Raw genomic sequence first — 11,893 nt, forward strand, 5'->3', positions numbered from 1 at the left:
GTCGAATTGATCCGTGTCTAAAATGCTGAGGAATCTAAGACATCAGTCGAGCCAATGTCCGGATCCTGCCTTTTCCTCTCCCTTTTACGTTCAAATGACAAAAAGGGGTTGAAAAGATGAAGAAGATGTTAATGCTTTTTGCAGGGATCATGCTCTTGCTTGCTCTTTCTGCTTGCGGCCAAAAATCACAGGGTGATGTAGTGAGTGAATTGAATGAGAAGCTTGGCGAAATGAAAGGGTATAAAGCTAACGCGATGATGACATTGAAGATGGGGACGGAACCTCAAGTGTATAACGTGGAAATTTGGCATAAGGACCCTTCCTTTTACCGCGTAAATCTTAAAAATGAAGAGAAAGATCAAAGCCAGATGATTTTGAAAAATGATGATGGTGTATATGTTTTGACGCCAGCTTTGAATAAGAGCTTCAAATTTCAAAGCGAGTGGCCGGAGAACAGCAGTCAGGCCTATTTGTTTGAGTCGCTGGTGAAAGACATTACGGAAGATAAAAGTGCGACATATAAAGAAACGGATAAACATTATGTCTTTGAAACGAAAACGCGCTACCAAAACAATAAAATGTTGCCGTACCAAGAGATTACTATAAACAAAAAAGATTTATCTCCGGTCAGTGTAAAAGTCATGGACCCCGATAAGACCGCATTAGTCCTTGTTGAATTTTCAAAAGTGAAATTCGATACGACTTTTGATAAAGATTCATTTGATATGAAGAAAAACATGACAAGTGCACAACTTGAAGCGCCTGTTATGGCGGAAGTCCAAAATGAAGGGTTTGCGGTAAAATACCCTGAAAATATTGGTGACATGAACTTAACGGAAGAAAAGGAAATTGCGACGGAAAAGGGAGAACGTGTCGTTTTGACCTATGAGGGTACAAAAAGTTTTACATTAGTTCAGGAAAAAGCTGAGGTAGTCCAAACCTCCGTTTCAACGAATGTTAATGGAGAGCCAGTTGATTTGGGTTATACAGTCGGGGCCATGACAGGAAATACAATTGCATGGACTCTTGAAGGTGTGGATTATATGATTGCATCAAAGGACTTAACACAGGAAGAGATGATAGAAGTCGCCCGTTCAGTTGGGGGAGATCCGGTCAAATAGGATTACATAACAAGCTGATGTTTCCCGTCTCCTTATGAAGGTTTCTTCTAGGAAGGATAGGCGGGGAAGCAGCTTGTTGACATTTTAAATCCCTTCCATTTTGAATGGTTTGGCAAGTTGGGAAATTAGAATCAATGTTAAAAAGCACTTTATCTTTCTATCAGTTGGTTATAGAATGGTCCTATAATGAAACGAAAACTTCGCTATTGGGAAGAATCTTATTGTGAGTGCAGGAAAGAAGGAAATGGGCTTGGAAACGAAAAACTTTCATCGGGATACGTGGGCAGAAGTAAATTTGGATAATATTTTTGAAAATATCTCTTCAATGAAAAATAGACTGAGAAATGGCGTTAGTCTTTTCGCTGTCGTTAAAGCGAATGCTTATGGCCACGGGGACTATGAAGTGGCTAAAACCGCGCTTGAAGCGGGGGCTGATTTTTTAAGTGTCGCTTTCTTAGATGAGGCTCTTGCTTTACGGAAAAAAGGAATATTGGCTCCGATTCTTGTGCTTGGGGCTTCGAGGCCTGAAAGTGCAGCGCTTGCTGCCGATAATGGGATTTCCGTGACGGTTTTCGATGTAACATGGTTGGAGAAGGCAAAGGATTTATTGAAACCGGGACAAGTTCTGCAAGTTCATGTAAAAGTTGATAGCGGCATGGGGAGAATTGGCATTCGTGATAAAGGCCAACTCTTGAAAGTGGAAAGTTTGCTTAATGGGGAAACGTGTTTTAACTTCCAAGGGATATTCACACATTTCGCGACGGCCGATGAAATAAAGACCGACTTTTATGAAAAGCAGCTTGCTTCATTTAAAGGAATGCTTTCCGCCTTGATTAGAAGGCCAGAATATATTCATGCAGCCAATAGTGCAGCTTCTTTAAGGTTTAGCGATCCTGAATCGAATGCGATAAGAATGGGGATTTCCATGTATGGTTTGAGTCCTTCTATGGAAATGAAGCCGATATTGCCATTTCCATTAAAGCAGGCTATATCATTGAGAACGAAGATGGTTGCAGTTAAACAGCTTACAAAGGGTGAAAGCGTTAGTTATGGAGCAACATATACGGCTGAAGGTGATGAATGGATTGGGACTTTGCCGATTGGTTATGCTGATGGCTGGATCCGTAAGCTGCAAGGTCAGGAAGTTCTTGTGGATGGAAGCAGAGTGCCGATTGTCGGCAGGATTTGCATGGATCAATGCATGGTCAAGCTGCCTCGATCATACCCTGTAGGAACAGAGGTCACACTCATTGGGAACGATGGAGATGAATCGATTACAGTTGATGAGGTAGCGGCTAAACTGGAAACGATCAATTATGAGGTAACGTGTATGATAGGAGTAAGAGTGCCCCGCGTATATATAAAAGACAATCAGTTGATTCATGTTCGTAACTTCATCCTGGAATGACGGATTGTAAAAAAATCCTAGGATTGTGAATAAGATTTACTTTATTATGCTGATAATAGGATGGAGAATAGAATATACTCTTTGCAGATAGGCAATTTAATGGTAATATTGAAAAGGATATATAATAAAGGTGTGTAGTGATGGTGGAGGTGTATGTTTGTGTCTGAATCCAGCGCAACAAGAGAGATATTAATTCGATTACCTCAAAATTTTTTATCAGAGTTAGATGGGTATGCGAGTGAAGAAAATGTAAATCGCAGTGAATTTATTTATCGTGCCACAAAAATGTATCTTCGCGAACGTAAAAAGAAAGAGTTTCGTGAATCGATGAAACGCGGTTATATTGAAATGGCGGCCATTAACTTAACGATTGCTTCTGAAGCCTTTCAGGCTGAATTCGAGGCTGGTCATTGCGTTGAACGATTAGTTAGCGGAGGCTGAGCCATTGATTGTTGTTAAGCGTGGTGACGTATACTTCGCAGACCTTTCCCCGGTAGTCGGTTCAGAGCAGGGTGGAACCCGTCCGGTACTAATTTTACAAAATGATATTGGTAATCGCTTTAGTCCGACTGTGATCGTGGCAGCCATTACAGCTCAAATTCAAAAAGCGAAATTGCCTACACATGTTGAGATTAATGCCAAAAAGTACGGATTTGAACGGGATTCCGTCATTTTATTAGAACAGATCCGGACAATTGATAAGCAGCGTTTAACCGATAAAATTACGCATCTTGACGAACCAATGATGCAAAAGGTCAATGAAGCTTTACAAATCAGTCTAGGCCTCATTGAGTTTTAGAGAAACGTTTTCCCGTTAATCCGGGCGTTATTATAATACAAATCATTCATTATTTTAATTAGATGGCACGATTCCTGCAACAGTGGGAATCGTGTTTTTTTATGAAATAACATAAATTTATGTACACAATAAAGGAATTCAGAGGATGAAGATTCTTCAATCCAATTAATCGTATTATTTGTACCAATTTTTACAGCAGGAAATATAAAAAATTTGACGAATAAAAAAGTATACAATTAGATATTGGATTAAACGTTCATTGGTTTTTATTGGTATCCTCCTAACTTTACTTTGAAAGATGTTTTCCTTACCTGATTTTCGGGTATGTAGTTATGTTGTAGATACTTAAATAAGGAAAAGTGTAGTGGGGAAACCCAATGGAATTCCAGGTGGAAAGAACATTACAGTTAGTTAACATCCTTGTGACGAGGACAGGGAAACATAGCAATTGTGTTAGAATGGGAGGATATTATGAACCAATTGGTTTACGATTTTATTAAGCAAAATCATGATTACATCCTTACTGAGTGGATGGATATCATGAAGGAAAGTACAGACGAAAGATTAATTAAAGTCGTCTCTGATCGAATGTTTACGCAAACGAGCAGTGAATTTATAGATATGATCATTACGAATGTTGATAGTAAAAACAAGGAATTCACATTGAAGCTTTCAGATTTTGCCGAGAAAGTCGTCCAATTGGGATGGCCTCTTACTTTCGTCAATGAAGGACTTCATAAATTCACGTTAATTGTCATTAATGGAATGGTGGCAAAGGGTTTGGTGACTCTTGAGAATCAAGTCAATCTTGTTAACCATTTGGATAAATGGGCAACACCAATAAATAATGAGATAGTCAATATATATACCCAAACTTGGGAAAGAACCGTTTCCATGCAAAAAATAGCCTTGCAAGAACTTTCGGCTCCGCTCATTCCTGTTTTGGAAGGCATTACGGTAATGCCGCTGATTGGCACAATTGATACTGAACGTGCCAAACAGATAATGGAAAACCTGCTGACTGGCGTGGTTAAGCATAGATCTGAAGTTGTTCTTATTGATATAACGGGTGTGCCGGTCGTGGATACCATGGTTGCTCATCATATCATCCAGGCAGCGGAAGCGGTCCGATTAGTGGGTGCTAAATGTATACTCTGCGGCATTCGCCCTGAAATAGCCCAAACCATCGTTAATCTTGGAATTAATTTAAATGAAGTGATTACAAAAAATACGTTGAAAAAAGGGATAGAAGTTGCGTTGGAATTAACGAGCCGTAAGATCGTAAAGGTGGAGGGATAAGTATGAGGATTCCGATATTAAAGCTTTATGACTGCTTGTTAGTCTCTATTCAGTGGGAATTGGATGATGTGACAGCCCTTCAATTTCAAGAGGACTTACTGCATAAGATTCATGAAACAAGCGCAAATGGCGTTGTTATAGATATAACCTCAATAGATTTCATAGATTCCTTTATCGCAAAGGTATTAGGCGATGTCTTTAGCATGTCTAAGCTAATGGGGGCAAAGGTTGTAATTACGGGGATCCAGCCTGCTGTTGCAATAACATTAATTGAACTGGGAATTAGTCTCGATGGTGTTTTGACAGCATTAGATTTAGAGAAAGGCCTGGAGAAATTACAACAGGAATTGGGGGATTAAAGAATGGAGTTCCAATCCTGCGTAAAAATCATAAATGAATGGGACATCGTAGCTGCAAGGCAGCTCGGAAGAAATGTCGCTAAAGAGTTGGGGTTCGGTACTGTAGACCAGGCAAGGATCACAACGGCTATAAGCGAATTGGCCCGAAATATATACTTATATGCTGGACAAGGCAGTGTAAGCATAGAAAAGCCAAATATAAATGGGAAGTCAGGATTGAAAATCATTGCAGAGGACCAAGGGCCGGGAATTGAGGATATTCGCAGAGTCATGGAAGATGGATATACCACCTCAGGGGGACTGGGGGCAGGCCTTCCTGGAGTCAAACGTTTAATGGATGACTTTGATATTGAATCGATACCAGGAGAAGGGACTAAGATTGTCGCTACGAAATGGCTCCGTTAGGGGGGGACTATGGATATTAGGGAGAACATGGAGAAAAAGTATCATGAGGCGCTTTCTACTTATCTTAAAGACCAAAATGAGCAGGCACTCTACCAAGGACAAAAGATTAGCCGCCTACATATAAAATACAATATATCTCCAGAAGAAATCATCAGTATGCATAAAAATAACTTAATGGAACTTTACCCGGAATTACCGGGAAAAGTATTGGATTCATTCGATTTTCTGTTAGAAGTCATGATGGGATACGGCATTGCATACCGTGAACATCAAAGCCTTAGACATCAACAGCAGGAACTGAAAACGGAAATTGAGATCGCGGCAAACGTTCAACATACTCTTTTGGAAACGGAAATTCCTGATATCAAAGCTCTTGAAATTGGGGTGATAAGTGTTCCGGCCAGACAGATGAATGGAGATTATTATCACTTCGTCCAAGATGAAAATGAGCGTATCGGGGTAGGGATTGCCGATGTAATAGGCAAAGGGATTCCTGCTGCATTGTGCATGTCGATGATTAAATATGCGATGGATAGTCTTCCGGAGCATCGTCATGAACCGAAAAGCGTGCTTGAGAGTTTAAACCGTGTTGTGGAGCATAATGTAGATCCAAGTATGTTCATAACCATGTTCTATGGCTTATATGATCCGCATGACAGGCAATTTTCCTATGCTTCAGCTGGGCATGAACCTGGTTTTTACTATGACGCCGCTTCAGGTACTTTTAGCGATTTGGATGCAAAAGGTTTGTTGCTTGGAGTTGATAAAAAAACAAGGTATCGCCAATATGAAAAAACGGTGAATCGCGGAGATATGATTATTTTATTATCTGATGGAGTGACCGAGTGCCGGACAAATGATGGGTTCATAGAAAGGGAAACGCTAATTGGTTTCATTAAAAAGAATATGCACTTACAAGCCCAGGAAATGGTGAATAATATTTATAAGCAATTGGAGAAAATGCAGAACTTCCAACTAAGGGATGATTTCACATTAATAATTTTAAAATCAAATGTTTAGTATTTTTTCCACAGGGTATAGATATAGGAATGAAGAGGATTTGAAGAGGTGGGTCAAGGATGAATATAACAGTAGATGTTAATGAATTAAATAATGAATTTATTGTAAAACTAAAAGGTGAAATCGATGCCTATACTGCACCAAAACTAAGAGAATCACTATTTCCAATATCAGAGCAGGACAATGTTTCGATTATTATTGATTTAACTGAAGTTTCCTATATGGATAGTACGGGACTTGGAGTATTTGTCGGTGCTTTTAAAAGCGTAAGGGCACATGATGGCGAATTCACTTTAGTTGGTTTATCAGAAAGGTTACGACGTTTATTCGATATTACGGGTCTTGCAGATATCATTGATATAAAAAGTGGTACAGAGGGTGGGTTAGAATGAGCCAAGTATATGATTACATCGAAATGAAAATACCTGCAAAACCAGAGTTCATCGGTGTCATTCGTTTAACGCTATCTGGAATAGGTAGCCGGATGGGATTTGCGTATGATGAAATCGAGGATTTGAAAATCGCTACCAGTGAGGCTTGTACAAATGCGGTACAGCATGCATATAAGGATTCTGAAAAAGGTGAAGTGAAAGTGAGTTTCGGGCTTTATCCTGACCGTTTGGAGGTCATGGTTTCTGATAGTGGTAAGAGCTGTAATTTCGAAGAGATTCGTCAAGGAATCGGTCCATACGAAAATGGACAAAAAGTCGAGCTCTTGAGAGAAGGAGGCTTGGGTCTTTACCTCATTGAAACTCTGATGGATGATGTGAAAATTCATCAGCATGACGGGGTTACAGTATTTATGACTAAGTTTTTAGAAGGAGAGCAGGTGGAGATGGATGCAAAAACAGTCTCAACCTAATCAGGCACAAAGGGAACAGGTAAATGAATGGATTAGAGCTTATCAGCAGAACCAAGATGATGAAGCACAGAGTAAACTGGTCATCCATTATAAAAGTTTGGTTGAAACAATCTCCCGAAAGTATGCGAAGGGGAAATCATTTCAGGAGGATATCTCTCAAGTCGGCATGATTGGTTTGTTAGGTGCCATTCGGAGATATGATGAATCTTTCGGTAAAAGCTTTGAGGCATTTGCCGTTCCTACAATAATCGGGGAAATCAAGAGGTTCTTGCGTGACAAAACATGGAGTGTTCATGTGCCAAGAAGAATTAAGGAACTTGGTCCGAAAATAAGGGTGACTGTTGAGGAATTAACGACGACTCTGCACCGTTCACCAAGAATAGATGAAATAGCCGATTGTATAGGGGTTACTGAAGAAGAAGTTTTAGAAGCGATGGAAATGGGTAAAAGCTATCAAGCGTTATCTGTTGATCATTCTATTGAGGCGGATTCCGATGGTGGTACGGTCACATTGCTTGATATTTTCGGAAATGTCGATGAAGGTTTTGAAAAGGTCAATCAGCGCCTAGTGCTTGAAAAGGTGCTGCATGTGTTGAGTGACCGTGAAAAGATGATCATTCAACATACTTATCTAGAAAATTTAAGTCAAAAAGAAGCGGGCGATAAACTTGGAATTTCCCAAATGCATGTATCAAGACTCCAGCGCCGCGCAATCAAGAAACTTCAAGAAGCCATTAACGCTGAAAACTCGGAGTTAATACAGTGATCAAAGATATTCTGAGGGAAGAAAAAATAGAAGTCCTTGTCTCTCAATCCTCTAAAAACGGGATGGTTTATTGCGGTGATGATTACTTCTTTCTTCATACGAAAGAATACTTTGTGTGTGTACTGGCAGATGGGCTAGGTAGCGGGAAAAATGCTTACGAATCCTCCCATGCCGTCATCGAGGAAGTTAAACGTAATCATGAGTTGGATGTAGAATCACTAATGGCAGTATGTAATCAAGTTTTAATCGATAAGCGGGGGGCAGCCGTTTCCATTTTGAAGATATTTTATGAAAAGAATGAATTTATATACAGTTCAGTTGGGAACATCCGCTTTTTTCTGTATAATCCAAGCGAGGACCATCTTGTTTACCCTTTACCTGTTACAGGGTATTTATCAGGCAGGAAGCAAAAATACAGGACGCAGAGCTACAAATATGAACCTAATGCAAAATTCATTCTTCATTCCGATGGTCTAGAACTTAAGGGAGCTAAATCTTTTTTAAAAAGGCTTGTCCCTATCGATAAGAACGCCCAATGCATTTTAGAAAGCAGTCCAGTAACTGCAGATGATACAACTTTCATTTTAGGAAGCTTACTTTCGCCATAAATCGGAAGTGAGCTTTTTTGTAATGGATTCGCAACTTCATCCCTCATTTGCTAGACTATACATATTAGATTAAAAGCTTGGAGGTAAACAAAATGATCGTTGTAGAAGATACATTAAAAGAATTGATTAAACAAATATCCAATGAGCTAACTTTGAAAAATAATCAAGTTCAAAACGTCATACAGATGCTGCAAGAGGGGAATACTGTACCATTTATTGCCCGGTATAGAAAAGAAATGACGGGTTCGCTTGATGAAGTGCAGATTCGTTCCATTATGGAAAGGTGGAACTATCTAGAAAACCTTGGGCAGAGGAAAATGGAAGTTACGCGTTCGATTGGTGAACAGGGAAAATTGACGGAAGAATTAAAAAGACAAATCGAGAAGGCAACAAAACTGCAGGAAGTCGAGGATTTATACAGGCCATTCAAGCAAAAAAGGAGAACGAAGGCGACGGTCGCTAAAGAAAAGGGGCTTGAACCACTGGCTAAATGGCTTCTTGAATGTCAAATGCAAGCTCGAGTTAGCGAAAAAGCCGCAGAATTCGTATCGGCAGAAAAAGAAGTTACTTCTATTGAAGAGGCTATTGCAGGAGCGCAGGATATCATAGCAGAACATATTTCTGATGACGCGGAATTAAGGAAGTGGATGAGGGCTGAGATTTTCAAAGCTGGAAAAATAGTTTCGGCCGTAAAAAATGAGGAGAAGGACGAGAAAAGAATCTTCGAGATGTACTATGAATATGAGGAGCCAGTTCAAAGGATCGTACCACATCGGGTCTTAGCGCTTAACAGAGGTGAAAAGGAAGAGGTTTTACGAATATCCATTCAGCCTCGGACTGAAATCATCATTGGTCATCTGGAACGGAAAATCATTAAAAATAACAAATCTGAAGCCCAAAGTGTCCTTAAATCAGCAATTGAGGATGGACTCAAGCGTTTGATCATGCCTTCGGTAGAACGGGAAATCAGGAAAGAGCTGACGGAAAAAGCAGAGGATCAAGCTATCCACATTTTCTCTGAAAATCTCCGGAACTTGCTCCTGCAACCCCCGCTTAAAGGGAAAGTGGTCCTAGCTCTAGATCCGGCATATCGGACGGGCTGTAAATTGGCTGTTATTGATGAAACGGGAAAGGTACTCGATATTAGTGTAATCTACCCGCATCCCCCTGTTGCGAAGTTTAATGCTGCCCGCGAAAAAACGATCGAAATACTTCAGCGGTTCTCAGTTGAAATTGTGGCAATCGGCAATGGGACGGCATCACGTGAATCAGAGCAATTCATCGCGGATATTCTAAAGGAAGTGAAAGGGAATATTTCTTATATCATTGTTAATGAAGCGGGGGCAAGTGTATACTCTGCCTCAGATATTGCCCGTGAAGAGTTTCCGGATCTTCAAGTAGAACAGAGAAGCGCCGTATCTATAGGCAGAAGGCTTCAAGATCCCCTTGCCGAACTTGTAAAAATTGATCCTCAATCAGTGGGGGTAGGTCAGTATCAACATGATGTGTCCCAGAAAAAGTTAACGGAATCCCTTTCTTTTGTAGTAGAGACAGCTGTTAACCAGGTGGGAGTTAACGTCAATACCGCTTCATCGTCCCTATTACAATATGTAGCTGGTTTATCAAAATCAGTTGCTCAAAATATTGTGAAGAAAAGGGAAGTGGAAGGGAAGTTTGCTAGCAGGAAGGAATTAAAGAAGATTCCCCGACTTGGCGCCAAAACATATGAACAATGCATAGGGTTCTTGCGTATCATTAATGGAGATGAACCTTTGGATCAAACCGCGATACATCCTGAGAACTACAGTGCCGTGAATAAATTGTTAAAGAAAATGGGATTCACATCTGAGGATTTAGGCAGTGATGCACTGAATGAAGAGTTAGGTAAACTAAATCCGACGGAATTAGTAAATGTTTTGGAAATTGGGGAAATTACGATTAAAGATATCATAGATGATTTGATGAAACCGGGAAGAGATCCTCGGGATGAATTATCAAAACCACTGCTTAAGCAAGATGTGCTAAAAATGGAGGATCTGCAAACTGGGATGGAATTACAAGGCACAGTGAGGAATGTTGTGGATTTCGGTGCGTTTGTGGACATCGGTGTTAAACAGGACGGACTTGTGCATATTTCCAAACTAAGCAATCGGTTTGTAAAGCACCCATTGGATATAGTTGCCGTTGGGGATGTTGTGACGGTTTGGGTAGAACTGGTCGACTCTCAAAAGCAAAGGGTATCTTTAACTATGCTCGAGCCAAAGAATCAAAACTAGCCTATGGTAAGCTCCTTCTATATTATTAGAAGGGGTTTTTTTGGGGAAGTAAATGTATGTTATATTTCGAACATAGTTGAATCTATAATCGGAGACTTTCCTTCTTTTGATAAAAAAACCAACATTGATTCAACATCTTCACTTGATAATAATCCTTTTCATAAAAGGCTTTACGGATTTGATTCTGGAACCAATTAGGCATAGCTTTTCCTCCCTTAGTTTCCTATTGTATTATTAGTCTATGTTATAATGGGTTGTCATGTTACCAAGGAAAGGGAGGGGGAAATGGATAATCTGCAATTGCAAAAACTAGTTGAAGAAATTTCGTTGAAAGACTTTAAAAAGGCCTTTAGACATGTAGCCACTTTTAACCCTCGTCTTCGAACTACAGGAGGACGATACTTGCTCCGTTCACACAATATTGAAATTAATAAGAAGTATCTTGATGAACGCGGTGTGGGAGAAATGATTGGTATCATAAAACATGAATTGTGCCATTATCATCTGCACCTCGAGAAGAAAGGGTATCAGCATCGTGATGCAGACTTTAAGCAATTACTCAAAAAAGTGGGGGCACCGAGATTTTGCGAGCCACTACAATCAAATCAAGTAAAGAGAAAGATGAATACTATTCAATATAAATGTGAAGACTGTCAGCAGGTGTATATAAGAAAAAAACGAATCGACACTACCCGTTTCGTTTGTGGTAAATGTCGCGGAACATTGATTTACCAAGGGTTTAAAGAGGAAAAAACAGAAATTTAAAAAAGACACAAAAGAACCCTTGACTTTAGGTTGTAACCTCTTTATAATCATAAGAGTCGACAAGATAACAACTTGTTCTTCACGACAAACACTAAGGTCCTTGAGCATGAAAAAGGAACCCAATTTTCATTATTCCGCAGTAGCTCAGTGGTAGAGCATTCGGCTGTTAACCGAACGGTCGTAGGTTCGAGTCCTACCTGCGGAG

The 11,893-nt window shown here is 40.0% G+C and carries 15 protein-coding genes and 1 tRNA gene; 15 read left to right on the forward strand and 1 reads right to left on the reverse strand.

The features are described 5' to 3' along the window. The first annotated feature begins 116 nt into the window (after positions 1–116). The 13 genes from N9I19_RS17265 to N9I19_RS17325 all read left to right on the forward strand — a co-directional run bounded on the left by N9I19_RS17265 (position 117) and on the right by N9I19_RS17325 (position 10,923). Positions 117–1,121 carry a LolA family protein gene (locus tag N9I19_RS17265; RefSeq protein WP_061461184.1) on the forward strand — a complete coding sequence of 335 codons (1,005 nt, stop codon included), beginning with the start codon at positions 117–119 and terminating at the stop codon, positions 1,119–1,121. Between the two features lie 244 nt (positions 1,122–1,365). Next, positions 1,366–2,529, forward strand: coding sequence for an alanine racemase (gene alr, locus N9I19_RS17270; RefSeq protein WP_317778509.1), 1,164 nt, complete (start codon positions 1,366–1,368; stop codon positions 2,527–2,529). A 159-nt stretch (positions 2,530–2,688) separates the two neighbouring features. Continuing rightward, positions 2,689–2,970 (forward strand): CopG family ribbon-helix-helix protein, encoded by a 282-nt coding sequence (locus N9I19_RS17275; protein WP_061465936.1) that lies wholly within the window; start codon positions 2,689–2,691, stop codon positions 2,968–2,970. Positions 2,971–2,977: 7 nt separating this feature from the next. Next, entirely contained in the window at positions 2,978–3,328 is a 351-nt protein-coding gene (locus N9I19_RS17280; RefSeq protein WP_034306610.1) for a type II toxin-antitoxin system PemK/MazF family toxin, read from the forward strand. Between the two features lie 471 nt (positions 3,329–3,799). Then, entirely contained in the window at positions 3,800–4,627 is an 828-nt protein-coding gene (locus N9I19_RS17285) for an RsbT co-antagonist protein RsbRA (RefSeq protein ID WP_061461185.1), read from the forward strand. Positions 4,628–4,629: 2 nt separating this feature from the next. Next, positions 4,630–4,986: an STAS domain-containing protein gene (locus N9I19_RS17290; protein ID WP_061461186.1), complete on the forward strand. Its 357-nt coding sequence runs from the start codon at positions 4,630–4,632 to the stop codon at positions 4,984–4,986. Positions 4,987–4,989: 3 nt separating this feature from the next. Beyond that, positions 4,990–5,391, forward strand: coding sequence for an anti-sigma regulatory factor (locus N9I19_RS17295; RefSeq protein WP_061461187.1), 402 nt, complete (start codon positions 4,990–4,992; stop codon positions 5,389–5,391). Positions 5,392–5,400: 9 nt separating this feature from the next. After that, on the forward strand, positions 5,401–6,411 hold the full coding sequence (locus N9I19_RS17300) for a PP2C family protein-serine/threonine phosphatase (RefSeq protein WP_089364911.1): 1,011 nt from the start codon (positions 5,401–5,403) through the stop codon (positions 6,409–6,411). A 59-nt stretch (positions 6,412–6,470) separates the two neighbouring features. Next, positions 6,471–6,803: an anti-sigma factor antagonist gene (locus N9I19_RS17305; RefSeq protein ID WP_061461189.1), complete on the forward strand. Its 333-nt coding sequence runs from the start codon at positions 6,471–6,473 to the stop codon at positions 6,801–6,803. After that, positions 6,800–7,273, forward strand: a complete 474-nt coding sequence (rsbW, locus tag N9I19_RS17310; protein ID WP_061461190.1) for an anti-sigma B factor RsbW — start codon at positions 6,800–6,802, stop codon at positions 7,271–7,273. Before N9I19_RS17305 ends, rsbW begins: the two co-directional genes overlap by 4 nt. After that, positions 7,251–8,039 (forward strand): RNA polymerase sigma factor SigB, encoded by a 789-nt coding sequence (sigB, locus tag N9I19_RS17315; protein ID WP_317778506.1) that lies wholly within the window; start codon positions 7,251–7,253, stop codon positions 8,037–8,039. Before rsbW ends, sigB begins: the two co-directional genes overlap by 23 nt. After that, entirely contained in the window at positions 8,036–8,647 is a 612-nt protein-coding gene (locus N9I19_RS17320; protein WP_250211736.1) for a PP2C family serine/threonine-protein phosphatase, read from the forward strand. The genes sigB and N9I19_RS17320 overlap by 4 nt, the downstream gene beginning before the upstream one ends. Before the next feature lie 92 nt (positions 8,648–8,739). After that, the gene (locus N9I19_RS17325) at positions 8,740–10,923 is read left to right on the forward strand and encodes a Tex family protein (RefSeq protein ID WP_317778507.1); all 2,184 of its coding nucleotides are present in this window, start codon (positions 8,740–8,742) and stop codon (positions 10,921–10,923) included. An 82-nt stretch (positions 10,924–11,005) separates the two neighbouring features. Here N9I19_RS17325 and cmpA read toward each other — a convergent pair whose 3' ends face one another. Then, positions 11,006–11,125: a cortex morphogenetic protein CmpA gene (gene cmpA, locus N9I19_RS17330; RefSeq protein ID WP_089364909.1), complete on the reverse strand. Its 120-nt coding sequence runs from the start codon at positions 11,123–11,125 to the stop codon at positions 11,006–11,008. Positions 11,126–11,208: 83 nt separating this feature from the next. On the opposite strand from cmpA, the gene N9I19_RS17335 reads away from it, so the two are divergent. Together N9I19_RS17335 and N9I19_RS17340 are read left to right on the forward strand one after the other, a co-directional pair. Next, the gene (locus tag N9I19_RS17335) at positions 11,209–11,688 is read left to right on the forward strand and encodes a SprT family protein (protein WP_317778508.1); all 480 of its coding nucleotides are present in this window, start codon (positions 11,209–11,211) and stop codon (positions 11,686–11,688) included. 133 nt (positions 11,689–11,821) lie between these two features. Further along, positions 11,822–11,893, forward strand: a tRNA-Asn gene (locus N9I19_RS17340).

Origin of the sequence: Peribacillus sp. CSMR9 (assembly GCF_033141925.1) — a bacterium.
In the GTDB taxonomy this organism is placed as follows: domain Bacteria; phylum Bacillota; class Bacilli; order Bacillales; family DSM-1321; genus Peribacillus; species Peribacillus simplex_A.